The 24757-nt window shown below is 59.0% G+C and carries 15 protein-coding genes and 1 pseudogene; 10 read left to right on the forward strand and 6 right to left on the reverse strand.

Annotated elements, in window-relative coordinates; genetic code table 11:
• Nucleotides 1–171: 171 nt before the first annotated feature.
• A complete protein-coding gene (locus NLM32_RS06805) occupies nucleotides 172–1668 on the forward strand; it encodes a methyl-accepting chemotaxis protein (protein ID WP_254128463.1) in 1497 nt (498 codons plus the stop codon).
• 351 nt (nucleotides 1669–2019) lie between these two features.
• Here NLM32_RS06805 and NLM32_RS06810 read toward each other — a convergent pair whose 3' ends face one another.
• The 3 genes from NLM32_RS06810 to NLM32_RS06820 form a co-directional block, all read right to left on the reverse strand.
• Nucleotides 2020–2460 (reverse strand): VirK family protein, encoded by a 441-nt coding sequence (locus tag NLM32_RS06810; RefSeq protein WP_254128464.1) that lies wholly within the window; start codon nucleotides 2458–2460, stop codon nucleotides 2020–2022.
• A gap of 250 nt (nucleotides 2461–2710) precedes the next feature.
• Nucleotides 2711–4141 carry an IS701 family transposase gene (locus tag NLM32_RS06815; protein ID WP_254128465.1) on the reverse strand — a complete coding sequence of 477 codons (1431 nt, stop codon included), beginning with the start codon at nucleotides 4139–4141 and terminating at the stop codon, nucleotides 2711–2713.
• 107 nt (nucleotides 4142–4248) lie between these two features.
• Nucleotides 4249–5685, reverse strand: coding sequence for an IS701 family transposase (locus NLM32_RS06820; RefSeq protein ID WP_254128466.1), 1437 nt, complete (start codon nucleotides 5683–5685; stop codon nucleotides 4249–4251).
• Between the two features lie 145 nt (nucleotides 5686–5830).
• On the opposite strand from NLM32_RS06820, the gene NLM32_RS06825 reads away from it, so the two are divergent.
• Together NLM32_RS06825 and NLM32_RS06830 are read left to right on the forward strand one after the other, a co-directional pair.
• Entirely contained in the window at nucleotides 5831–7171 is a 1341-nt protein-coding gene (locus NLM32_RS06825; RefSeq protein ID WP_254128467.1) for an IS1182 family transposase, read from the forward strand.
• A 489-nt stretch (nucleotides 7172–7660) separates the two neighbouring features.
• Nucleotides 7661–8356 carry a hypothetical protein gene (locus NLM32_RS06830; protein ID WP_254128468.1) on the forward strand — a complete coding sequence of 232 codons (696 nt, stop codon included), beginning with the start codon at nucleotides 7661–7663 and terminating at the stop codon, nucleotides 8354–8356.
• A 426-nt stretch (nucleotides 8357–8782) separates the two neighbouring features.
• Here the strand turns inward: NLM32_RS06830 and NLM32_RS06835 are convergent, their stop codons facing one another.
• Nucleotides 8783–9097: a LexA family transcriptional regulator gene (locus NLM32_RS06835; RefSeq protein ID WP_254128380.1), complete on the reverse strand. Its 315-nt coding sequence runs from the start codon at nucleotides 9095–9097 to the stop codon at nucleotides 8783–8785.
• A gap of 25 nt (nucleotides 9098–9122) precedes the next feature.
• On the opposite strand from NLM32_RS06835, the gene NLM32_RS06840 reads away from it, so the two are divergent.
• The 3 genes from NLM32_RS06840 to NLM32_RS06850 all read left to right on the forward strand — a co-directional run bounded on the left by NLM32_RS06840 (nucleotide 9123) and on the right by NLM32_RS06850 (nucleotide 13322).
• Nucleotides 9123–10244 (forward strand): IS630 family transposase, encoded by a 1122-nt coding sequence (locus NLM32_RS06840; protein WP_254128379.1) that lies wholly within the window; start codon nucleotides 9123–9125, stop codon nucleotides 10242–10244.
• Nucleotides 10245–10801: 557 nt separating this feature from the next.
• Nucleotides 10802–12064, forward strand: a complete 1263-nt coding sequence (gene ltrA, locus NLM32_RS06845; protein WP_254128469.1) for a group II intron reverse transcriptase/maturase — start codon at nucleotides 10802–10804, stop codon at nucleotides 12062–12064.
• A 226-nt stretch (nucleotides 12065–12290) separates the two neighbouring features.
• Nucleotides 12291–13322, forward strand: coding sequence for a LacI family DNA-binding transcriptional regulator (locus tag NLM32_RS06850; RefSeq protein ID WP_254128470.1), 1032 nt, complete (start codon nucleotides 12291–12293; stop codon nucleotides 13320–13322).
• A gap of 1715 nt (nucleotides 13323–15037) precedes the next feature.
• Here the strand turns inward: NLM32_RS06850 and NLM32_RS06855 are convergent.
• Nucleotides 15038–15424: a response regulator transcription factor gene (locus NLM32_RS06855; RefSeq protein WP_254128471.1), complete on the reverse strand. Its 387-nt coding sequence runs from the start codon at nucleotides 15422–15424 to the stop codon at nucleotides 15038–15040.
• A gap of 86 nt (nucleotides 15425–15510) precedes the next feature.
• Nucleotides 15511–16182, reverse strand: a complete 672-nt coding sequence (locus tag NLM32_RS06860) for a response regulator transcription factor (RefSeq protein WP_254128472.1) — start codon at nucleotides 16180–16182, stop codon at nucleotides 15511–15513.
• A 2023-nt stretch (nucleotides 16183–18205) separates the two neighbouring features.
• On the opposite strand from NLM32_RS06860, the gene NLM32_RS06865 reads away from it, so the two are divergent.
• The 4 genes and pseudogenes from NLM32_RS06865 (at nucleotide 18206) to NLM32_RS06880 (ending at nucleotide 24543) form a co-directional block, all read left to right on the forward strand.
• Nucleotides 18206–19639 carry an MATE family efflux transporter gene (locus NLM32_RS06865; RefSeq protein ID WP_254128473.1) on the forward strand — a complete coding sequence of 478 codons (1434 nt, stop codon included), beginning with the start codon at nucleotides 18206–18208 and terminating at the stop codon, nucleotides 19637–19639.
• Nucleotides 19640–20171: 532 nt separating this feature from the next.
• A complete protein-coding gene (locus tag NLM32_RS06870) occupies nucleotides 20172–21398 on the forward strand; it encodes an ISL3 family transposase (protein ID WP_254127840.1) in 1227 nt (408 codons plus the stop codon).
• Between the two features lie 535 nt (nucleotides 21399–21933).
• A complete protein-coding gene (locus tag NLM32_RS06875; RefSeq protein ID WP_254128474.1) occupies nucleotides 21934–22260 on the forward strand; it encodes an HU family DNA-binding protein in 327 nt (108 codons plus the stop codon).
• 1090 nt (nucleotides 22261–23350) lie between these two features.
• Nucleotides 23351–24543 (forward strand): annotated as a pseudogene (locus tag NLM32_RS06880) (DUF932 domain-containing protein).
• The last annotated feature ends 214 nt before the right edge of the window (nucleotides 24544–24757 follow it).

A 24757-nucleotide genomic window follows, 5' to 3' on the forward strand; every position in this document is an offset into this window, starting at 1 on the left:
AGGATGCGTAGGCGTTGATCGCCGCATGTCGCCGAACGAGCAACAGACAAATTCGTCCAGAGTCATCAACGCGTCGACCGCGGACAGTGCGAAGTGTTGGCATTTAGCCGCGCATCAATTTTGATCGCTTCCCAAGCCCTTTGTGCTTTTGATTTCGTCATGAGGGTTCGCATGGAGAAAAACGATCTGAACGGACAGGTCGTCCAGCACCGAAAGAGAGTTTTAATCGAGATTCGATACAACCACTTGACTTGGGTTCATTCGCATTTGGGGGCTTCGATGTGGCTTAGTCGAATATCAAATCTCGCGCTGGCGTTGTCTGTCCCGGCAGCAACCGTCGCTGCCAATGCGGACGCGTTGTCAATTCACTTCTGGAGCGGGCTGCTTGTCGGTGGATCAATGTTGGCTATTTCCTTCGCGACATCGACGCGAGGGAAGACCGCAGCACCAACCTTAGACGATGTGATGGCCATTAACGCCTTTGAGTCCATCAAGGATGGTATCGCAGTTTTCGACTCCGACAAGTGCGTCCTGAGCAACAATGCTGCAGCTCACATTCTTGGGTTTTCCAATAGGAAAGAGATGCGAGGGCTGGCGCTCGCGGATATTTCGGTTGATCCGCAGCCGAATGGTAAGAGCGTTGCGCAGATGTTTGAAGAGACCAATAAAATCGTCATGCAATCAGGCCATGTCGCGATCGAGTGGTGGCTTCGCCGTAAGGATCAGACCCCTATTCCGATCAGGACAAGTCTTGTGGTGTCTCAATTCGAGGGCCGCCCGATAGTCGTGTGTGGTTGGCAGGACATAACTGACCTGGTCCGCATGCGCGAGGAGCGGTTGAGCCTAGCTAAGAAGTTTGAAAACGACGTGTCGCGGGTTGTCGATGTTCTGGCCGGCTCCATGCGGCACATGCAAGCAGTCTCATTGGCAATTACGGCCTCCACGGACGATGTCTGTCTTCGTACTGAAGGTATAGCCGCGATGGTGAAAAAGACGGAAGAAAACTCGAATGCCGTGTCGTCAGCTGCGCAGGAATTCTCGGCCTCAATCTCGGAGATCGGCAGGCAAGTTTCGACCGCGGCGGACACTTCGCAGGCTGCCCGGGATAAGACGGTGCACGCCGAAGCAACGCTAAGTGAGCTCGTTGCGTCGGTGACAAGGATCAGTAGTGTCGTCCAGCTCATCGAGGGAATAGCATCGCAAACCAATTTGCTGGCGCTTAATGCGACTATCGAGGCCGCGCGAGCTGGCGAATCGGGCAGAGGCTTTGCAGTGGTGGCGAGCGAAGTGAAGAATCTTGCTGCTCAGGCGGCAAACGCGACGAGCGAGGTCGATGTTCAGATACTTGCCATTCAGGAAAGGGCGAGACTGGCGGCGGCCGCAATGGTCGACACCGCTGAAATAATAGACAAGATGCGCGAGATCTCGAGCAGCATATCGGCGGCGATAGAACAGCAATCGATTGTTACGAATGACATCTCAGAGAGCATCACACACATCAGTGCTGATATGCGAGAGGCATCGCGAGATATTGACCGGCTGAATGATGCATCGCGCGCCTCCGGCTCATCGGCTGACCAAGTCGTCGACAACGTCCGAGAGTTGAACAACAATATCGGCTTGTTGCAGGGACAGGTGAGCGATTTTCTGATCAAAATACGAGCGTAGTGCGGTGCACGCTTCGCTTGTCAGTTTCACGAGATCGCGCTCCTGGCTGCTCGTCGCTCAACGTCCAACTAGGAGGGACAGCCACGTGTGATCGGCCTCTATCGGATCCATGTATGCCCGAAAACACTATTTTGATGATATTGCGAGGCGAGGCTTGTTCTGAGCTCACGGTCGGCGGGTGATCGCGCCGACCCATTTTCTTTGTGTGGCGGCCCTGTGCCAGAACACGGCCGGAAACCAACTGGCCATCGCACGTTCGCGACTACCATGTTGGCTTCCGATGAAGTGTCCACACTGCCTTGATCAGCGGTGGCAAAAGCGCACCACGCATCGTGCGAGTATTTCTTTGGACTACCAGACGAACTTCGCGCCGTCCGGCAGTTCGCAGGCAAAATCACCCTGGTTCACGACCTCGGTCGCCCCGACCGCTAGCTTGGAGGCCCGCACGGTGAGCTTGCCTTCGCGGCTGAGGCTATGGCGAATGTATTCGGTAACCGGGTGTCCGGAGATGTCCACGGTTTGATGCGCATTGGCGAAGCTGATGCCGTGCTGGGCGCTCACCCTGAAGGCGCTAATAGTCAACCCGCCCTGCACGGCCGGTCCAGGCTTGCCGCCATCGACAGTGGTGCAGCGGCTGAGGTCCAGTATGAGCTTCACATCCTTGCCGCCCTGCAGGGCACTGAGCACTTCGGCGTATTTCGGCGAGGGCTCATCGGCCTTGGCGATCGTGCTCATGCTCGCAGCCACAAACACGGACAACAGGATCGGCAGGCGTCGGCCACTGAACTGCATATACTCTTCTCCTTCAAAACGACCACAGGTTGGGAACGCAGCACCTTGCCCGATGTCGTTCTCGCCAGCATCTCGGCGGATTCTAGACATAAGACTGGTCGCGCTCAGACAACAACATGTGACGCAAACGCACGCAAGCGGTTGAAGGCTAACCTAACGTCACAAACTCGCACGTAAGGTTTCTGAAGTGGTGTGACGACTTGTGACGTCCTCCGCGGGTTCTTCTGGTTCGGCTGTATCCCCTCTAGTCTTACTGCGTCACAAAAGAAGGCGCTGTTTGATCGGGCGAATGCAACAGGGACAGCGTGAGAGGGTGCGGACGATGGCAACGATCAGTCTTCGCCGCATCGTCGCAATCGAGTTCGGGATGTGACGTTCGGGTCGCAGCAGCGGAGCCTCTGGGTCGGTAACCGTTGGAAACCGCAAGTCTCTTGAACGGCCTGGTGGAACGAGATCCCGAGGGGGGAATCGTCTCCCTCTCGGAGACCAGGAATCCGTAGGCTGCGATGCACAGCGTAGCGTGGTGGTGGAAGCCACGCCAACCTCGCCCTTCGAAATGCCCGAGCCCGACCTCTTGTTTGAGATCCTGATAATCGCGCTCGATGCGCCAGCGCAGCTTGGTTAGATCGACTAGCCTTCCAAAAGTGATCGTTTCCGGCAACGTTGAAAGCCAGTATTTGGTCGGCTCGTCCTCACCTTCTGGCCATTCGATCAAAAGCCATTCTTCCGGTCGGCTTTCGGTGAGTTGGTAATCTCGATGCGCGACGCAAACGCGCGCGCGAGCGAAGCGCGACGATAGCCGCTCGGCCGCGCCCTCTCGCCACTTGATCGTGCGCCAGACCCGCTTAGGAAGGCAAAGAGCAAGCTCCTTGACCGAAATCGGTTGATGCTTGTGGTCGCGGCGCAGCAGCTTTGGTGGTCGCCCTTTGCCCGACCATTTTTTCGGCGGTAGCGGCGCCGTGTCGGATGTCCACACCGTGGTGTTTGGCAAGATACCAGCCACATAGGTCAACGCCAACGCGCTGATGCTGGTCCGCAGGTCCGTGTTGCAGCCATATCCGGCATCCATCAGCACCACGCCGCGAGGAAGCCCGGTTCTGCAGGCTGCTTCGATCTGTTCAAGCGCGATCTCTGGCTTGGTCTTAAAGCTGATCTCCTTGGGCACGCCCGCTTTGCGCCGACGTTTCTTATCTGCCGCCCATTCCTGCGGCAGATAGAGACGATACATCGCCGGCAGACTGGCGTGGTGATTGGCAAGCGACAGGGATACCGCGACTTGGCAGTTATCCTGCTTGCCGAGCTGCCCGCAATATTGACGCGCCACACCGACCGAGTGCGCTCCCTTCTTGGGAAAACCGGTGTCATCGATGATCCACGCTTCGATCGGTCCATGGCGCTCTATCGCCGGCAGTACCATCTCACCCACTTTGGCCAAAACACCCTCGTCAGACCAAGGCGATTGGCCGACGAAGTGCAGCAGCGACTGATGCTGCGCCGCCGTCCGATCAGGTGCCGTTACCGCTGCCATAGGCTCAACGCTTTTACGCTCCCCCGGCATGATTAAGCCGATGCAATAATCAAACAACGGCTGGGCCCGGTCCGCATGTCCGATCACACTCACAAGTTTCTCGACAAAAGCCGAAAATCGCGATTCACTGCCGCCTGATGTCCGGAGATCCATATCAGCCCCCGTTGCCGATGCCTGAATCTCAACAGGTAACTGATTCTCACAGGATCTCGCCCGCGATCTTTTGAATCAGACACTTTTCTGACTCAGTAGTACTAGTCCTACTGCGTCACAAACGGTGGTCGGTGGAGTGGGCGAACTTGATCGCACAACAAGGACATCTCAACAACGTTCGGACCAGCCCTTGTTCGAGCCGCCGTCGCATCGTCGTGATCGAATCTGGAATGTGGCGTTGGGTTCGCAGTGGCAGATCCGCGGGGTCTGTAATCTGCGGGAACGCGAGCGAGCGGGATCGGCCGGGCGCACCGAGCGCCTGAGGGGGGAATCGTCTCCCGCTCGGAGATCAGGAATCCGAAGGCTGCAATGCACATCGTTGCGTGATGATGAAAGCCGCGCCAGCCGCGTCCCTCGAAGTGGCCAAGCCCGACTTCCTGCTTGAGATCCTGATAGTCGCGTTCGATGCGCCAGCGCAATTTAGCCGTCTCTACGAGAGTCCGGAATGCCACATCCTCCGGCAATGTCGAGAGCCAGTATTTGGTAGGCTGGTCCTCGCCTTTCGGCCATTCGATCAGCAACCATTCCTCCAACCGCTGGGTGGTTTGGCAATAATCACGGTGCGCGGCACGGACCCGGACGCGGGCAAAGCGCGAGCTCAGCTTTTCGTTCGTTCCTTGCCGCCATGTGATGGTGCGCCAAGCTTTGGCCGGCAGGCCGATCGCGAGCGCCTTGACGGCGGCCGGTTGATGCTGACGGTTGCGGCGCATCAGTTTCGGGGGACGACCGCGGCCCGACCATGGCTTCGGCGGCAAGGGACCGGTGCCGGGCGCCCATACCGTTGTGCTCGACAGAAGACCCGCCACATAGGTCAATCCCAGCGCCGTGATCTCCGTGCGCAGATCGCTGTTGTTGCCATAGCCCGCGTCCATCAGCACGACACCGCGCGGAAGTTCGCTCGCACAGGCCCACCGCAACTGCTCCAGCGCGATCTCAGGCTTGGTCCGGAAGCCGACTTCGGCAGGAATGCCCACCTTGCGCCGCCGATCGCAATCCTCAGTCCATTCCTTCGGAAGATAAAGGCGATAGGCGACAGGCAGGCTGGCGTGGTGGTTGGCAATCGACAGTGACACCGCCACCTGGCAATTATCCTGCTTGCCGAGCTGCCCGCAATATTGCCGTGCAACTCCAACCGAGTGTCGCCCCTGCTTGGGAAATCCGGTGTCATCGATGATCCAAGCTTCGATCGGGCCCTGGCGTTCAATCGCCGGCAGGACCATCTCGCGTACCTTGCCCAGCACCTTCTCATCCGACCAGGCGCCGCTGCCGACGAAATGCAGCAGCGATTGATGCTGGGCGGCCGTCCGTTCCGGGGCCGTCACCGCCGCCATCGGCTCCACGCTCTTGCGACCGCCACAGGCCATCAGACCGACGCAATAGTCGCGCAGTGGCGCCTTCCGATCCGCATGACCGATGACGCTGGCAAGCCCTTCCAAATACGCCGCAAATCGCATTTCGCTGGTCTTGGTGCCACGCCCATTCATGTCGGCCTCGTCGGTTGATGGTCGATGCCTCAACCATCGCTGATTCTGGCCGGCTAAAGCCTGCGGTTTTGTGACTCAGTCAGACTAGGAGCCTGTCCGAGTAGTCCCTGTTCAATTGGGTGGGTTTCTGATTCTATTGGCGGCGATGAGCAAGTATTTTCGCCTCTGGAAGATTGATCAGCCGCAGCTTCTGCCGCCCAGCGTGCAGGATTTCGTACCAAGGGACCACTTGTCACGGTTCATCGTGGAACTGGTGCGGGAGAGCCTCGACCTCACCGAGATTAGCGGCAGCTACACGAGTGCGCTCGGCCGGCCGCCGTTCGATCCGCGCCTGATGGTGGCGCTGCTGCTCAACGGCTATGCGAGCGGCATCTACTCCTCTCGGCGCATCGCCAAGGCGTGCATCGAGCGCGCCGACTTCATGATGATCGCAGCCCTCGATGCGCCGGACTTCCGCACCATCTCCGAGTTCCGCAAGCGGCACCTCAACCAGCTGGCCGGGCTATTCGTGCAGGTGTTGAAGCTCGCCGAGAAGGCTGGGCTGGTACGGCTTGGGCATGTCGCGCTCGATGGCACCAAGATCAGGGCGAATGCGTCCAAACACAAGGCGATGAGCTATGGGCACATGAAGAAGCGCCAAGCCGAACTGCAGGCCGAGGTCGATCGCTGGCTGGCCGCCGCCGAGGCCGCGGATGCCGAAGACGACAAGCTGCACGGCACCAAACGTGGCGACGAACTGCCCGACTGGGTCGCCGACAAGCAGAAGCGGATCGCCAGGATCGCTGCGGCCGAGGCTGAGCTGGAGGCGGAGGCCAAGGCCGCGGCCGACGAGGAGCGTCGCATCGAGGCCGAGAAGCAGAAAAGCCGCGAGGCTGAGGGTCGCAAGAAGACCGGCAAGCCCGCCGCGCCGCCATCCGACGAGCCTGCCGCAAAGGCACAGCGCAACTTCACCGATCCTGAAAGCCGCATTCTCAAAACCAAGGACGGCTTCATCCAGGGTTATAACGCGCAGGCGGCCGTCGATGGCAAAGCGCAGATCATCGTTGCACACGGGCTGACGCCGAGCACGAGCGACCATGGCCAACTGGTGCCGCTGGTCGATGGCATCGAAGCCAATCTCGGCCACAAGCCACAACAAGCTTCCGCCGACAGCGGCTATCTGAGCGAGGCCAATCTTGCGAGCCTCGAGCAGCGCGGGATCGACGGCTACATCGCCACCGGACGCGCCAAGCGCCCCACCGCCGACAACGGCAAGGTCGGCGGACCGCTGACACAGGCGATGAGAAAAAAGATTGCCGATGGCGGCTTCGACACCCCCTACCGGCTAAGAAAGCAGATCGTGGAGGCGGTGTTCGGACAGATCAAGCAGGCACGCGGCTTCCGCCAGTTCCTGTTGCGGGGCCTGGCCAACGTGCGTGCCGAATGGGCGATGATCTGCACCGCCCACAACCTCGTGAAGCTCGCTAACCTCGCAAGGGCCGCATGAGCGGGATTCGTGTCGAAATGCGCCAACCAGAAAGCTATCTGGACGGGCTCCTAGACTAAAGGACGAATCGTAACGCAAAGAAGGCTCATCTAGAGGGTGAGTGGAAGCGTTTCAGGCGATTCATCAATCAGGATATGCGGCGACGGCTCGCGAGATTATTGGTTAGGTGGCCACGTAGACGTCGGTGCTGCGCGTTCCAAATCGAGGTCGTGACGGCGCATGGCCCAGTCCGCGTTGGGACGGAGAAACTCTAAGCTACTCGGCAAGCTGCGTCTGAAGCGCAGAGCTATTGTCTCTTGCTCTTACTGGCCAACAATCTGTTCTCCGCTCGCGGAATGTGCAGAAGGGCTTGAATCGAGCGTAGCGTCAAGTTGTAAGAAACGCGCGAAAACGTTGGCCATGAGACCTTCAAAATGACAAGACCGATCGACTGCGAGCAGGACCGCGGATTTCACGTCAGGGCTTGACTGGGCCAAGTCCGCGCGCTGGGTGGCCGCGTTCGTTTTCTCGTCTATAACTGCAGTTGCGCCGCATGCCACACAGGCTGCGCCCGCGACCGACAGTCTGAATTGGTCATCCAGTACCGAATCGAACGGCGCTTCCGCCGTCACCGCCAAGCAGTCGATCCTGCCGTTCTGGGACGCCTGGATCGGCGCCGACATGACGGTGGTGCGCCAGCCAGCCACGATGTCGGATTTTCTGGCGAAGAAGGCCGCTAATGGCGGAACCGTGCCGCAATCCTCCGGCAACGTCTGGGCTGTTGCGACCGCGCCCGGCGCAGGCATCATCTGGGACAAAGCGGTGTTGGAGGCGCGCGTCGATCCGGGCGCGGAGAGCAGCAAGATCGGCACCTCGCTCACCGGGTCGGTGCCGCTGCCCAACGTACACTCGCTGGCCTTGCAGATCGACTGCAACGTGCTTCAGCACGGGAAGGTGTCGCGCTTCGGCATCGGCGGACAGGTAAGCAATTACGAGACCCATCAGTCGGCGAAAGTCACAATCGAAAAGATCGGCACTAGCTTTGTCGTCGGCCAGATCATGTCGACCACTGACGATAAATGGCTGCGCACCTTTGGCGCAGAGCAGAAGCTTTTCGAGGGCGTCACCATCGCGAGCTCAATCGGAGAAACCGCGCAAGGCACGACCAGCATGAGCTTGACCGCAGGATTCAAGACGAGCTGGTAAGGTGTCGACGAGTTTTTGGAGTGGCGACCTTTCCGAGGTCAGCGTGACGCCTTCATGTTCATCGATGAGCGCTTTTCGCTCAAGCGCGTAAAGTCAGAGTCCATACGTCGGACGCTCTATTTGTGCGCGACCGACAACAGCACGGGCACACTGGCGAATTCAATAATCATGGCTCTACATAGCTGCAGTGTTTGAAGTAGCCTCTGAGCCTGGTCAGCATTTCGGCAGCCGTTAAAAGGGTTGCCCCGCTATTGTCCACGCAGTCAATTGTGCATGGCCACTCTTTCAGCCGCCAGACCGACAGGTAGGCGACTGTTCTCGGCCACGAGTCACGCTATGCTCGTGCACTGTTCCGATGGCGAGCGCAGCCCTTAGCTGGCGGCGTGCCAACTTATATCCTTCTGGCTCGGATCGGCTAGTACCTCGTCACAGTGTTTCTGACTGGTTGATTCCTAGCCAGTTCAGGATGGGCAAGTCTTCCGGAGCTACGAGGATTTGGATGCCTCTGGCGACGCCGGGTTGACGGCGAATGAGGCCGTTTCGTTCGAGGGTCATGATCATCTGGTGCACGGTAGGTGGTGTGACCTGAAAGTGGCGCTGCATGTCGGCCTCGGCGGGCGGGCGTCGGAACATGTGCGCGTAAGTGTAGATGAAGGCTAGGTATTGGCCCTGCTTGTCTGTGAAGACTTGAGCGCTGAGGCTGCGAGCGGCACCTGATTTTTGATTCATTTGTCGATTCATCCGGCTCTCCAACAAGGAGGTCGGGATGAATGTACGTTATCGGGTCGAATTGAGCCAAGCCGAACGCGACGAGCTTACCGCGATGTTGAGCAAGGGCAAACGGGCCGCCCGCAAGCTCAAGCGCGCCCAGATCTTGCTGGCGGCCGACTCCGGCTGCAGCGATGAAGAGATTGCCCGCACCGTAGCGGTGGGTGGTTCCACCGTGTACCGGACCAAGCGGCGCTTCGTGGAAGGCAATCTGGAGCAGGCGTTGAGCGAGGAGCCGCGGCCTGGCGCAGAGCGCAAGCTCACCGGCAAGGAGGAGGCGTTGCTGGTGGCAACGGCCTGCGCCAGTCCCCCGGAGGGCCGCGCTCGCTGGACGCTGGAGCTTTTGGCCGACGCCATGGTCAAGCTCACTGACCACGAGAGCCTGTCGGGCGAGACGGTGCGCCGGCGACTGGCCGAGAACGGTCTCAAGCCCTGGCGTCGGGACATGTGGTGCATTCCAAAGGTCGATGGCGAATACGTCGCCCGCATGGAAGACGTGCTCGACCTCTATGCCGAGGCGCCCGATCCAGACCGGCCGGTGGTCTGCTTCGACGAGAGCCCGCTCCAGCTCATCGGCGAGGTTCGCCAGCCGATCCCGGCCGAGCCGGGCCAGCTCGAACGCTACGATTGCGAGTATCGCCGCAATGGCACCGTCAATCTCTTCGTCTGCATCGACGTGCATCGACCCTGGCGCAAGGTCAAGGTCACCGAACGGCGGGCCGCGGAGGATTACGCCCACTGCATGCGCGAACTCGTCGATGTCCATTATCCCGACGCCGCGTGCATCCGCGTCGTGCAGGATAACCTGTCAACCCACGCGGCCGGCTCCCTCTATGAGGCCTTCGCCCCCGCCGAAGCCCGGCGGATTCTGCGCCGCCTGGAGTTCCACTACACCCCCAAGCATGCCAGTTGGCTCAACATGGTCGAGATCGAGATCGGCGTGCTGCGCGGGCAGTGCCTCGACCGCAGAATCGATGACCCAGACTGGCTCCGCCGCGAAATCGACGCCTGGGAACGACAACGAAACGCCGCCGGCGCCCAAATCAATTGGATGTTCACAACCGACAAAGCCCGCGCCAAAATGCGCCGCGCCTATCCCGTCACATCCAAAGAGTCATAATCACGTGTGCTGCAGAAGTTGACGAAAGAGGAGAGGTTGAAATGACTTAGCCTAATCGAAGACGAGCTGTGCGATTGATGAGGGTAGGCCCCTCGGGATCGGCTTTCAGGAGCGGGTCTCAAACCACTTCAAGCTGCTGCGGCTAAAATCCGTGGTGGTGAGCGTTGAAGTCAAAGCGCGGGGAAGACCTCGCGCAGGTATGTGTCCGGGAGACGAATGAAAATGAACTCTTCGATCACGCGTCGTTATACTTTCAAGTACCGTCAAAACCAGGGGTGGTGATTCTCCTGCGATAAACCTGTCGGAGGCCTGATGACTGGACAGGTGGCGGTCGGCGTAAAGGGGGCGTGAACCGGATACAGGCGATTGCACGGAACTGCAGGAACCAGTTCTCCGATGCCAAGGGAGAAGCACAAGCGGCCAAAACCGCGAGGCGAGAGTACCGATGCGGATAACTGGGGCGGACCGACCCGTACGAGCGTCGAAAGTCCTGTAATGGGACTGGAGCAAAGGGGGCGGGTCAGGCGGTGGCATTCACCGAAACAACTGGAAACAGGATGAACTCGACGAGTGCAACAAACAAACCGTTCAACATCGAGAAACGTCTCGTGTACGAGGCGTACAAAGCGGTCAAATCCAACAAGGGCGCGGCCGGAGTGGACAAGCAGACGATCGAGGAATTCGAGAAGGATCTGTCAGGAAATCTGTATAAGATCTGGAATCGAATGAGCTCGGGAAGCTACTTTCCCCCACCGGTGCTCGCCGTCTCCATTCCGAAGAAGACTGGAGGCGAACGGATTTTAGGTGTGCCCACTGTGAGCGACAGAATCGCGCAGATGGTGGTCAAGCAGGTCATTGAGCCGATTCTAGAACCAATCTTTCTTCCAGACTCCTACGGGTACAGGCCGAACAAATCGGCGCTGGATGCTGTAGGGGTCACGCGACAGCGGTGCTGGAAGTATGACTGGGTGTTAGAGTTTGACATCAAGGGTCTATTCGACAACATCGACCACGATTTGATGCTCCGGGCTGTCCGGAAAGACATAACGTGTAATTGGGTTGTGTTGTACATCGAAAGATGGCTCAAGGCGCCCATGATGAAGGAAGACGGAGCCATCATCGAGCGAAGCCGCGGTACCCCGCAAGGGGGAGTGGTCAGCCCGACTCTGGCGAATCTTTTTCTCCATTACGCGTTTGATCTCTGGATGACGAGGATGCACCCCGACCTCCCGTGGTGCCGTTATGCAGATGATGGACTGGTGCACTGCCGCACCGAGCTAGAAGCAGAAACCCTCAAGGTCGAGCTTCAAGTCCGGTTGGCAGAGTGCCATCTGGAGATGCATCCAACGAAAACCAAGATCGTCTACTGCAGAGATGGGAATCGCAAAGGCAACCACCCGAATGTCAGCTTTGACTTCCTCGGATTTTGCTTTCGCTCCCGTCAGGTAATGAATTCCCGAACCAACTCGCTGTTTGGAGGATTTAATCCAGCAGTCAGTCCATCGGCAATGAAGACCATGCGGGGGACGATTCGGGACTTGAACTTGCGCCGGCGGACACACCTGTCCTTGCAGGACCTAGCCTCAGACATCAATCCTCTCCTCAGGGGATGGATTGCATACTATGGGCGCTATACTCGGTCGGCACTGTATCCCTTCCTTCGATATGTCAATCAGACGCTCGTGGCGTGGGCGGTGCGGAAGTTCAAGCGCTTCAGCCGCAACAAAACTGGTGCGAGTCAGTTCTTCCTAAGGCTCGTCAAGGAAAGTGCGGGACTCTTTGTGCACTGGCGACTCGGTATGACTGGGACGTTTGCCTGATGGGAGCCGGATGACGGGAGACTGTCATGTCCGGTTCTGCGAGAGCCCCGCGGTGAAATTCCGCGGGGCTACTCTCCTGTGGCGAGGTACTAGTCGAAAGGCGCTGGCGTAGACGTGCGCACTTCGTTGAATGCAGCTTGATCTGTAGCTTTGAGATGCCAAAAAGAACTGTCTGTGTTTGTCATGGCATCTCAATTCACGGATGACACATCCGCTGGAGATAGCGATGAAACGGCCAACGATCGCCGACTTGGCGCAGGCAGCCGGCGTGAGTATGTCGACGGTAAACCGGCTCCTGCATGGTGGTGCCACGGTGCGCTCCGAAACCGTGGAGCACGTCGTGGAAACAGCGGAAAGAATCGGCTTTTACGGATTGGGCACGCTGCGCGAGCGCAGGAAGCCGCACCGGAATCTTGGATTTCTGATGCAGCGGTCGCATCGGCCGCTTTATCAGCTGTGGGCCGCACAAATCGTCGCTGCCGCAGCCCGGCGCACCGATACTGTTATCAAGGCGAATGTGCTCTTCGAGGACGACCTGGCCCCGGAAGCCGTCGCCACCAACCTCTTGAGCCTTGGGAAGGATAGCGACGCCGTCGCCGTCATCACCGCCGACCATCCACTGGTCAGTCAGGTGATCGACGAATTGCGGGCCACACGGGTTCCGGTCGTGGCCTATATCACCGACCTCTCCGCCGCGAGGCGTGGAGGCTTTGTGGGAACTGACAACTGGAAGGCCGGTCGAACGGCGGCCTGGTTCATCAGGCAGACGGTCCGCGAGCGAGGCAAGGTATTTCCCTTGATCGGCAGCCACCGCTATCAGTGCCAGAATATTTCAGACGCGAGTTTTCGCTCCTACATGCGCGAGCATGCCCCGGACTTCGACGTCAGCGACACATTGCTGGTTCATGAAGACCCCGGGAAGGCCCATGAAGTCATCCGAAAATTGATCGATGAAAATCCGGACCTCATGGGCATCTTCGTCAATGATGGCGCCACTTCCGGTGTCTTAGGTGCGATGCGCGAGCTGTCTCCCGAACGACAGCGGAAAATCCGGATCGTCTGCCGCGACCTAGGACCTGAGACGCGCAAGGGCCTGAGCGAAGGACTGATTACCGCGTCCATATGCCATCCCTTCGACAAGATGCCGCAGGAGCTGATCGATGTGATGCTGCGCTTGGTCGAATGTCCAGACACGCCGTCAATCGAGCAACGACTCGTTCCGTTCGAGATCCTTACGCCGGAAAGCATATGGACATAATGAAGTAAGTATTGCCCGATTGCTGCTGAGGAAATCCATGAGCGGAGGCGAACAAGGGAAATCGCGATAGATTGCGCGCAAGTCCTCAACATCCGAATGATTGATACGAGCGGCACACTCTTGTGTGAAGGGCTCGCGCTGTGGTTGGTCGCCTGGTGAAACAGCAACGCCGCCCGCTTGAAATGATGGCAGGCGGCGTTACTCAGGACTCGGGAGGGTGGTGCAAAAGCCCGATAAACAATGGGTCTGCACGTCCTGTGCCAAAATTGATGTCTCGGGCTGTGATACGGCGCAAGGGTTTGGATAAGGAAGCTGCACGTGGCCAAGCTTCATCTGACTTTACCAATCACTCTGTCCCCGGACGGAGACGATGATCATACGAAAGGTTTCGCGCGCGTGTGTTCTGGGTGCCAGATGCGGGAGTCGATGAGACACAGCTGCGGCTGCGCGGTTCTTCATCCCTTCCTTCCGATCGGTCGCTGAAAAAAGAGTGGGGCGGCCCCGACGTCTTTGGATCGGGGGATGCGCCGAGTCCGCCCCAGCATCACCTGGGAGGTGGTGATGCGGCGTTGAAGGTAGCAAACAACCCGACGCTGCAGCACCTGCAGCTATCTCATGCCAGGACGGCCCCGATGAGGCTTGAACCGCACGCGGCGTGAAGTTGTAGCTTATGAGCTTTTATGTGTCTGTCTGATTTTATCTGGCTGTCTCAGGAGAAATGAAAGCCGCGCAAGATGACGACAACAAGAAACGAGTAGACAGGGTCGACATAGCGATGGTGATCGCCGGGATCGAACATTAGTCAGCTATTTCACGATCGATCCTGCCCCGTCTCACACGCGTTCAACCTCGACCTGCCGTGGTCTGTGCAAAGTCGATAGTGCATCCGGCTCTATTCTCGATAGGATCCGGTTGCCAGCTCGCAATCCTTGTTCTGAGTCTGGCAAAGTGTGAGATCCAAAACACCAGGTGATTGTCCTCGCGAGTTCATGCGAAGCGCAATCACGCGCTCAATGCTCGTAAGGCGCGATGGCACGGCCCTTGCTGTTTCTCGCGATAGGCCAATAGGGGCCGATTTGAAGGAGCTGAACATGAGCAGCACGACAGGATCTTGGGCTTCCGGAGAGAAAGTGCCGATGCCGAGCCAAGAACAGATCACGTCAAAAGAAGGTCGTGGCTCTTGACCAGCGGTGGTTTTGGGACCCTGCCGCCGGATGCGAAAGTTGCAGCTGGAGCGACCAGGGTGAGCGAAGAAATCGGGCGCAGCACTGCGGCTTAAGCAGGGCCGCAACTGCAGTACCGCTGACCTCGCCTTGCCCCTTGACGGCAAGGCGAGGAAGCGCCTGCGCGTCGCATCTCGAAAGACTTGGCAACCGTATGCGGTTGCTCATTCGTCACGTAGGAACGGATTGCCTCATCGGCGAGATAAACAATCCTCAGCGGAGCGCGGTGATGGTTTGTGCATACTCATTGCACCGCAATTGAAGATACTGCGATTTCGGTGGAGGTCCGGTGGGATTTGAGAGCGCGCACCATGGATCCTTGTTTCGTGAAGCCCTTTGGTCGGTCCGCCGCGCGCTCAACACTTTTGCCGATCTCGCTCATCATGAATGGCTGCGTGACGGATGATCATCGCAGAATATGGCGGATCAACAACGCCGTTGATTTCAAGATGAACTGGAACCAGTGACGAGTGGTGGACAGCGGCTGAGGCGTCATCCGCTTGGACCGTCCGATCCCTCCAGAGCAATCTTTACGCATTTGATCAAGGCTTGCGTGACAAGCGGTTTGGCAAGAAACCCGATCGCGCCGGCCTTGATCGCGTGGGCGCGCACTGCATCGTCCGGAAAGGCCGTGATCAAGATGAAAGGCATGTGATGGCCCAGGCCGCGCATGTGCCTGAGCAGATCTAGTCCGCTCATCGCCGGCATCTGGATGTCCGATATCACGCAGGACGCCTCGTGCAGTTCCGCCGATTGGAGGAATTCAAGGGCGGAGGCAAAGGTTTGAACGATATATCCGCACGATGTCAGAAGGTTGGTCGTTGCGGCGCGAACGGAAGGATCATCGTCGATGACCGAAATGACAGGTGGCGTTGACAAGATGACTGCTCTTGATCGGGGACTGCTTGCCGCGGCTGCGGCCGACGGTGGAAAGTGGGGGCGCGGCACAGGATTGAAAAGCATACTTAGGTTTGTAAGTCTCCCCTCGGACGAGAGATTCCAAGCGCTTCACTCATTTTTATCAGGTCGGCCAGCGATTTGGCCCGCATTTTGCGCATGACCTGCCCGCGATAGATCTTGACCGTAATTTCCGCGAGGCCAAGCTCGCCCGCCACTTGCTTGTTCAACAGGCCAGATGTGACCAGGGGCAGAATGTCGCGCTCGCGTGGCGTTAGACTTTCGAAGCGGGATCGCAGGTCGGAAACTATTTTCCCGAGGTCGCGCCGCTTGCGATCTCGTTCGATGGCGGCTTGGACAGCGTCGAGCAAGTCCTGCTCGCGTACGGGCTTGGTCAGGAAGTCGACCGCACCGCTCTTCATAGCCTGGACGGTCATGGGGATATCGCCGTGACCTGTGATAAAGATGATGGGAGTGTGGATGTTAGCCTTGGTGAGATCGGACTGGAGCTCGAGGCCGCTTGATCCCGGCAGACGGATGTCGAGCACGAGGCAACTCGGCAGCTCTGGCGGGTCGGCCTGCAAAATTTCGGCTGCAGAGCCGAAAGCCTCGACCCGGAGGCCCACCGATTCGAACAGATTTGTGAGAGCCTCGCGCATCGAAGCGTCGTCGTCGACGACGAGGACGACGGCGTCATCAGGACTTGTGCGCGACCGCATCTCTTGCGAGAGATCGCTCATGATACATCCTCTGGCTGTAAGCGCGGGACGATCCTAGATGTCACGCCGTATCTCCGGTCAGAAATCGAAAGAAAGCGCCTTGATGCGGCCACAACCTGTCTGTGCGGCGAATTCGCCAATTTCGTAGGCAGTCAGGCCTGACCGCAAAACTTCCCATTTTTCGATTATATGGACGATTCGTTTGCGGCAAAAGGACGATGCAGGCCTCCGACTGGGCTCCTGTTGTTGGCGGTCGAAAGGTCTTGCTGCTCTGGCGGAAGGGGCACGAGGGGGCGGTCTACTTACGGTTTGGAGGGCGCGAATTCCGCGGGGCCCCGACCGGTACTCTGAAGCCCGCGGAAATTCCCCGCCGCATCATGCTTGTTGCCATATGGCGGTGGTCGGCGCTGGCGAGGACCGCCCGACTCAGGTTAAGCAGCCGTTATCGATCGGTCCAACGCGCTGAAGGAATGAAATGGTCGCTGCCGCTCCAAGACTTCCCGCCTTCGGTTTTGCTCTCGAAGTGGATGGTCGACTGAAAGCTGAATTTGCGACCAAAGACGGGGCCTGGGCCGGAGCGAAGGAGCTAAAACAGCGCTTTCCCAGGCTTGAGATCAGAATTTATGACGCTCAGACAAAGTCCAGAGAGGAAGTCTAGCTTTCGGCGCCTGACTTTCCCGTTTTCGGTTGTTGCTGCGCGTGCGGCTGGCCGCACCGGGCCTCATATAAACCGAGCCGCGTCGCGTCTCGGTAGGGCCATCCGGCTTCGATCCCGCGCGCCCAAGCGATCAAGGTTGTGCCCTCGCCGAAGGCACTCGGGTCCCGGGGCCCCGGCGGGTCCCGCGCCGGCGTATGTAGGGCGCGCCTGCCGGTACCTTTTTAATCGATTTTGAGGACTGTCGTCGATCCTTGCGTCCCACCAACGGGCGACGCCGTGCTGCGTGCCTGCGGCTGCCTCCCTTGTGAGTTGCCGCGCCTAGCGTCTCTTCTTGCACCACACGATACATTCTCCCGGCTGCTGCAGCTCCATGTATCAAGGAAGACCAGCGAGGCGGCAAATTGGATTCCTCGCTTTTTGTCGGATGCCTGCCGACAGAGCTGAAGAGAAGAAGGTTGCGGACCCGCGATCTTGCACGAACTCATTCTTTTTTGTTCGAGAGCAGAGTGGGACGGATGATGGGGTTTCCGCGACTGTTTGAGGGCGGGCCGAAAGCGAGGCTCCTCGCCGACCGCCGCGGAGTATCGAATGATCAAAGCTATCGCTCTCTTATTCTTTCTCAGGCGACATGGTCTTCACCACAGCGGGGGCTGAGCTAGCCCAATATCCGACCCATGCAGGCTGACGCTTCAAGCCATTGGCGAAAGAGCATCGTGCCGCGCCCTTTGCAGGGTCAAAAGATCCGAGCGGTCGATGCTGAAGAGAGGATAGCGCTGGGCCACGCCTGAGCGGTTTGCCCCAAGCCACCGCAAGGTCGAGATCAAGTCTCCCTGATGGCGGCTGTCGGATCTCTGACGTGCTGTCAGAGCCGCGACACATCCGCTTCAGCGGATCGCCTTCTAGTTCAAGGTTTTCGCGTTGGCACGAGCCTTGAAGAGAGAAACTCGTTCAGGACGGAAGTTCAAGGATTCTCAGGTGACCGACGATCTCAATCACCCGCATACGAGGAACGTGACTTCGGGACATTTAACGCCAGTCCCCTTTTGGCTACGCGCTCTTGCGAGATTTTCCGGCTAGATCGAGCATGCCAGGATCCAGTTCGCGCCGGATACCCGTGCGATGTTGGAGATCGACCATTTCGGTGTGTCGGCCAGCAGCCGCATCTCTTTCACACGAAGGCGGTGCCGCTGACGGACGTGACGGTGCGCTCTCATCAGTCGGCGAGCAACGGGCGGGCCTCGAACTCAATGCGGATCAATCGCGCGCAATCGCTGATGTGAGCTCGCCTCAGTCGTCATCGCGAGTTTTAGGGCAGGGAAGCGAATCCTCTTCTCTCTGAAGCAGAAATTGTGGGGCCGGCAAAAAGAATCGGACAGCGTTATTTCTATGGACAAACTCGTCGAAAAGCCCCAGCTCGCCTTCCAGCACAAACGGACGATATGGGGGAAATACCATCACTTCGCTGTCGAGCTTGCCGAAGTTGCGAAGCTCGCATGGCCGATGGTGTTGACGCAGCTCGGGCAGGTCGCGATGATGACGACCGACCTTGCCTTGATCGGGCGCATCGGTCCTGAGGCGCTTGCCGCGGCAGCGTTGGGGGCCACGATCTTCCTCATTGGCTTCACCCTTGGCGTAGGTTTGCTGGCGCCGATCGCGCCCCTGGCAGCCCAGGCGTTCGGGGTGGAGGATCTTGCCGCGGTAAGATGCACGCTGCGCATGGGACTCTGGGCGGCGCTGCTGCTATCGCTCCCGATCATGGCATTCGCGCTACACGGTGAGCAAATACTGCTCGCTTGCGGCGAGGCGCCCGACGTGGCGCAGCTCGCACAGCAATACCTGTTCGGACTAGCCTTTGGCCTGGTGCCGGCACTGTGGTTTCAGGGGTTCCGCAACTTCATGGCCGCGGTCCACCGGCCGCAGCCGGTGTTGTGGATTACGCTTGGGGCCATCCCCTTCAACGCCTCCATGGCTTATCTCTTGATCTATGGGCGGCTGGGCCTGCCGCCGCTTGGCCTGTTCGGGGCCGGTCTTGCAAGCACCTTCGTGAACTTTGCAATGTTCCTGGCGGTTCTGTGGTTTACCACAATGCGCCGCCCTTTCCGAGATTATCACGTCCTCGCGCGTTTCTGGCATTTCGATTGGCCCTTCATGCAGCGGTTGATCGTGATCGGGATTCCGATCTCACTGATTGTTTTGCTGGAATACGGATCGTTTTCCGCCGCGGCGCTGCTTGCCGGACTGGTCAGCGTCAGCGCACTTACTGCCCATCAGATCGCAGTCCAGGTCGACTTGATGTTGTTCGTGGTTCCGCTAGGCATCAGCACGGCGGCGGCCGTGCGCGTTGGCCATGCAGTTGGCCGCGGTGACGGTCCCGGTGTCAAAAGGTCAGGGCTGATCGCTATACTGCTCGGCATTCTGGCTGCTACACTGCTGACGACCGCGGTCGTCGCGATGCGTTTTCAGATTACCGGTCTTTTTCTGGACCAGACGGCTGACGGCACCGGAGCGACGACAGAACTGGCGGCAAATCTCCTTTTGATTGGCGCGAGCTTCTTTATTAGTGATGCCGCACAGCACATTGCGGCGGGCGGTTTGCGCGGACTGAAGGACACCCGCCTCCCGCTACTGTTCGCCTGCATAGCCAATTGGGCGATCGGCTTCACCCTTAGCTACGTGCTTGGTTTGAAGATCGGGCTTGGCGCCATTGGTATCTGGATCGGATTGTCAATTGGGACGACCGTCTACGCGGGCTTTCTCGTTTTCCGTTTCCTGCTGCTCGCGAGCAGGTTTGCCTTTCAGAGGCGTCCGTCAATCTCGTAAGCCAGGTTATTACCAGCCAGAATGGTTGGACCATCAACAGGGGTGGCTCATCCGCTTGACCAATCAAACCCTTTGCTTCGAAAGATGATGCTGCTGTCGTGCAACCTCATCCGCTTGGGAAGCCGAGTGCCGCCGGTATTGTGTTGCGCGGAGTGGCAATCTCAGCTTCTCGATGACGCAAGCGGCTTTTTAGGTGCTCTTAGCTCTCGCGCAATTCTCCTCGCAAGTGTTCAATCTTGCGATGTGCTGAACGCCTTTGTTCCGATAATGCGGCTACATATAAGCCTCTTTTGAAAACCGAGTGGGGGCAGTGACGGCTTTGGCCGCTTGACGACGAGCGCCGCGTTCATCCCTATGTTCGACCGGATGAGAGACCATCCCTCCGTCCCGACCTGCCTTGCCCGGTGCAAGGGGGCGTTCGGCGGTCAAGGATGGCCGCAGGCCACCGCACCGCGGCGCGAAGCGTCCTTGAGGGCCGACCGCCCCCTTGCGATGCTGGGTGCAGGTGGGGCTCTGGGAGGCGTGTGGGACGGTGCAAAATCAGCTCTTCGAATCGGCGCTTGGGATTACCAAGCCGTGGTACGTTCGGGGCGTCGACTTCGACGCTGCCAAGAAGGTTCTGACGATCACTGTCGATTTCGTCGCCGGGACGCGATTTGCGGTCGCCGGTGTCGCGGGCGTCCACCCGGTTCATGACACCCAGATCAAGCGGCTGCGACATCTCAACTTCTTCCAGCACGAATGCTTCCTGGAGGTTCGGACGCCGCGGGTGAAGCTGCCCGATGGGAAGGTCGTCCTGGCCGAGCCCGCTTGGTTCGGCAAGCTCGCCGGCTTCACCCTGCTGTTCGAAGCGCTGGTGCTGGCCATGGCCCAGCAGATGACCTTTGCGGCCGTCGCCAAGCTGGTCGACGAATCCTGGCATCGGGTCCACGCGATCTGCTCGCGCTATGTCAATCTCGCCTTGGCCGAGGCGGACCTTTCGGCAGTGACCGCCGTGGCGATCGACGAGACGTCCTGCCGGCGCGGCCACAATTATCTGACCATCACCGCCGACACCGATGAGCGGAAGGTAGTGTTCGTCACCGAGGGCAAGGACGCCAAGACGGTGGCCGATTTCGCCGCCGATCTGGCCGCCCACAAAGGTACCGCCGAGCAGGTCCGTTTGGTCAGCATCGACATGTCGCCGGCCTTCATCAAGGGCGTCGCAGATCATCTGCCCAACGCCCGCATCACCTTCGACAAGTTCCATGTCGTCGCCCACGCTTCCACTGCCGTCGACAAGATGCGGCGCCTCGAACAGCGCACAGATCCAAGCCTCAAAGGGCTGCGCTGGACGTTGCTCAAGGACCGCGGCCGGCTGTCGGACGAAAGTCGCGCCGATCTCGACACCTTGATTGCTCAGGCCGCGACCAAACGCACGGCGCGTGCCTGGCTCTATCGCGAGCATCTGCGCGACATCCTCGATCGCAAGCAGATCAACGTCGTCTCCGCCATGCTCAAACAGTGGTGCACCAACGTCCTGCGCTCCAGGGTCGAGCCGATGAAGGAGGTCGCCAGAATGATCCGCAAGCACTTCGACGGCATCGTCGCCTGGACGCAAACCCGCCAGACCAACGGCTACATCGAAGCCCTCAACGGCCTATTCCAGGCGGCTAAACGCAAGGCCCGCGGCTATACCCGTTTCACAACGATGCGCACCGTCCTCTTCCTCATCGCCGGAAAACTCGACTTCACTCCGATCAACCCCCATGCCGCGTAGCCCACTCAAAGTTCAAAAGAGCCACATATAAGTATACGAAGATCGCGGCCAAGGGCCTTTCCAGCTACCTTAGCGCCAACGGACCAGCGGCCGGGACAGGACTGGCTGTCAAGCCCATGCCGCCGACAATGATCAATGCCGATCGTCATCGCGCTGATGATGATGGCGATCCTGATCGTGCCGAGGATTCATGATCCACGGCGAGCCTCGCGCTTTATGGATCATCCCTCGTCTGGCCTGTAACCCCCGGGGCGGGTTTGTTTAGGGGCAGCGCTCGCCAATCTGGCGGGCAAGGCTGTGCACTTTGCCGAGGTCGATGGCCGCGTAACATCCGACGTATGAAGTGGGCGGGATGTAGCAAACACCTCGAACGGATCCTTGTGTTTTGGCTTCGGATAGGTTTTAAGCCCGTCACTTCATGACCTTGGTGTGAACGAGAAGCGATTCATGCGGCTTTGCCATGCGCGAACAAAAGTGACGATGCCGACATAGCTCACACATTCGGACCGAATTGCGGCTCTCAAAGGAATCCCCCATGCCCAAAATGACCAAGAACCAGCTAATTGAGGCGATTGCTGAAGGAACGGAGATTTCCAAGGCTAACGTAAAGGCCGTCATCGAGCAGATGGCGAGTGTAGGCTACAGGGAGTTGAACCAGTCCGGAGAGTTCATCATTCCGGGCTTCGTAAAGATGTCGGTGGTGAACAAGCCCGCTACTGAAGCCCGTAGCGGAGTGAATCCCTTCACGAAGCAGCCGATGGAATTCGCGGCCAAGCCAGCCAGCAAATCGGTCAAAGCGTCACCGCTCAAGGTTGCTAAAGACGCGCTGCGGTATGAAGAAGTCCCCGCTCTCAGTGGCTAAAATGCGGCTGGAGTACCGAGGCGTGCGTCGGCGCTAGAGGCAATTAACGGAGTTCACGTTGGACAGCCTCGCAAAGCGAGGCTTGGCCCCCAAACAAAGGGCTACGAAATGCAGCTACTCGGCCCGCGCCCGGCTCGCCTCAGAGGTCGGGATACGCTCGCGACGCAGGTCGGGGAATGGGTGCAGCGATGGATTGCAGTTGGCGTGATGCCAATACCCGAAGCGGAAACGCGCTGGCCGCCAGCCGGCCGAAATCGACGTGGCGGTCGGCCATGTTCTTTCTGAGCAATTGCCGGATCGGTTTCCCATGACAGTCGCGGCTAAAAAAAACAACCCATAGCGATTGCGTCGTTCCCCTGACAGATGTGTCCATCGTCATCCACAGAGTCGACCCGGAGGAATTGAGGCTTCTTGTGAACTGCCCGAAGCAAAACGGCGAAGATGCGCGAAAGGCTTTGCATATTTCGCCGCGATCTGATCGAGGATGATTCCGATTCCGCCTCCATTCGTCCAGCAATAGGTAAGCCCTTTCGCCAATATCGACTGGGCCGAGAAGGTGGTGCTAGAATCGATCTCCGGATCGATCAGAACTTCGGACGGACCCGAATCGCCGCTGAAGGGGGAGCTGTGGCCAAGAAGCAAGCATTCCGAGGCGGCTGTTCGAATACCGCCCGTTCGGCAATCGCACATTGGATGTGATCAATCTCTTTTGTGCCGATCCGCGCACGCTCAATGATCCGCTCGACCCGCGGCCATCGCTTTGCTGATTCCGCATGCGGACCTTCGTCGGCGCGCAGCATCATATCGCTTCAAAAACGCGCGATGTATTCATCGACAGATTTTGCTGATCAGCACCCCAATGGCTCGTCGTTTCCCTGCGGGACCAGGGTTGTCGGCTGGCGCGGAAAACTCACCTTGAGCCGGGTTTTCACCCTTCAAGCTTCCTTCCCTGACCCAAGCTGCGGCGGGAGCGGAATTTCGTAGGCTTCGGCGACAGACGATGCAGGAGAGGAAGAGTGGAGCGGTGTTGGCCGTGACGGGTTGAGGGCCGGAGGAGAGTCTTCCGGCGCCCGTCATGGAGATTGCCCCCATGAATACGCAGGTTCTTGATGCCCACCGCGATACAAGCGGCGGTTACAGAGTGGATGCAAGTCGCGGCGAGCGCGTCGGTCGGGTGTCCTCGGAGTGGTTTTCCCGTCCCGCAGATGAGCGTTATCTCTCGCTCAACGCACTGGCCCGCACGGTGCGCGAGCGCACGGACCGCAGCAGGACGCGCGTGGTCGAAAGCGCGCTCATCCATGTGGAAGCAAGCCGTACCGACCCCGAGCGCTTGGTCCTGATGCTGCCTGGGTCGGACGAGCCAGTCGCGCCGACCCACTGGAGCTTCGGCCAGCTTGCAAGCCGGGTTGGCGCTCCAGCCGCTTACCTACGACAGCTCCCCGCGGCACTCGCTGGCATCAACCTGCAATATGGTCTGACCGCTAATCGCGTCGAACAGATCAAGACGCTCGAGACCGAGGATAGCCGCGTTGAGCTGCGCGCCGTCACCGGCCCCGACTACGGGCGGATCTATGATCACGAGTTGGTCGAGGCCGTGCAGCGCATCGCCGGCAATGGCACGGGCGACACGCGGTGGAAGGTGCCGGGTGTGCTCGACTGGTCGACCGGGAGTACAATCCCCAGATCGACATTTCCAAGGACACGACCATCCTCTATGCATCGGACAGGGACGTCTTCCTTTTCCTCGTCGATGATCTCAACCCGATCGAAGCTGGTCGTCTCCGGGACGGCTCGCCCGATCTCTATTTCCGGGGCTTCTATTGCTGGAACTCGGAAGTCGGGGCGAAAACGCTCGGCATGGCGAGCTTCTATCTCCGCGCAGTTTGCCAAAATCGCAATTTGTGGGGCGTGGAGGATTTCGAGGAAATAACCATCCGCCATTCTAAATACGCAGCCTCCCGTTTTGCTCACGAGGCAGCTCCGGCGCTGCTGAACTTCGCCAACTCCTCACCCATGCCATTCGTCAATGGTATTAAGACCGCCCGCGAGCGAATCGTGGCGCGCAGCGACGAGGATCGCACCGAGTTTCTGCGCCGCCGCGGCTCCTCCAAGGCCGGGACATGCCAGGTGATCGACGCGGTGCTGGCGGAGGAAGGCCGTCCGCCTGAAAGCATCTTCGATTTTGTGCAGGGCATCACTGCAGTCGCGCGCGACAAGCCGCATCAGGATGGCCGTCTGGACATGGAGGCCAAAGCCAAGAAGTTGCTCGGCCGGGTGGCGTGATTTTCCGCGACGCCGGGGATTTTCGGACTTAAAGCTCGGTGCGTCTGCGCTTTCCGATGCGCGGATTCAGTTGTTCTTTCTTTCGAAAAGACCGGAATGCGACGCCGTCGCGGGCCCACAATCCCGCGGCGGCTTTCGGTGGGACTCGCCGACAAACTCGCAGTTGCGTGCAGCACAGAAAGTGCACCGCAAGATGCTACCGCAGAGTGTCGGG

This window comes from Bradyrhizobium sp. CCGUVB14, from assembly GCF_024199935.1.
In the GTDB taxonomy this organism is placed as follows: Bacteria; Pseudomonadota; Alphaproteobacteria; order Rhizobiales; family Xanthobacteraceae; genus Bradyrhizobium.

What these genes read in the sequence shown, in the direction of transcription:
- ltrA (WP_254128469.1), top strand. Translation starts at nt 10,802, where the DNA reads ATGAACTCGACGAGTGCAACAAACAAACCGTTCAACATCGAGAAACGT.
- NLM32_RS06825 (WP_254128467.1), top strand. Translation starts at nt 5,831, where the DNA reads ATGAGCAAGTATTTTCGCCTCTGGAAGATTGATCAGCCGCAGCTTCTG.
- NLM32_RS06860 (WP_254128472.1), bottom strand. Translation starts at nt 16,182, where the DNA reads ATGAGCGATCTCTCGCAAGAGATGCGGTCGCGCACAAGTCCTGATGAC.
- NLM32_RS06840 (WP_254128379.1), top strand. Translation starts at nt 9,123, where the DNA reads ATGAATGTACGTTATCGGGTCGAATTGAGCCAAGCCGAACGCGACGAG.
- NLM32_RS06865 (WP_254128473.1), top strand. Translation starts at nt 18,206, where the DNA reads ATGGACAAACTCGTCGAAAAGCCCCAGCTCGCCTTCCAGCACAAACGG.
- NLM32_RS06815 (WP_254128465.1), bottom strand. Translation starts at nt 4,141, where the DNA reads ATGGATCTCCGGACATCAGGCGGCAGTGAATCGCGATTTTCGGCTTTT.
- NLM32_RS06850 (WP_254128470.1), top strand. Translation starts at nt 12,291, where the DNA reads ATGAAACGGCCAACGATCGCCGACTTGGCGCAGGCAGCCGGCGTGAGT.
- NLM32_RS06835 (WP_254128380.1), bottom strand. Translation starts at nt 9,097, where the DNA reads ATGAATCGACAAATGAATCAAAAATCAGGTGCCGCTCGCAGCCTCAGC.
- NLM32_RS06805 (WP_254128463.1), top strand. Translation starts at nt 172, where the DNA reads ATGGAGAAAAACGATCTGAACGGACAGGTCGTCCAGCACCGAAAGAGA.
- NLM32_RS06820 (WP_254128466.1), bottom strand. Translation starts at nt 5,685, where the DNA reads ATGAATGGGCGTGGCACCAAGACCAGCGAAATGCGATTTGCGGCGTAT.
- NLM32_RS06875 (WP_254128474.1), top strand. Translation starts at nt 21,934, where the DNA reads ATGCCCAAAATGACCAAGAACCAGCTAATTGAGGCGATTGCTGAAGGA.
- NLM32_RS06810 (WP_254128464.1), bottom strand. Translation starts at nt 2,460, where the DNA reads ATGCAGTTCAGTGGCCGACGCCTGCCGATCCTGTTGTCCGTGTTTGTG.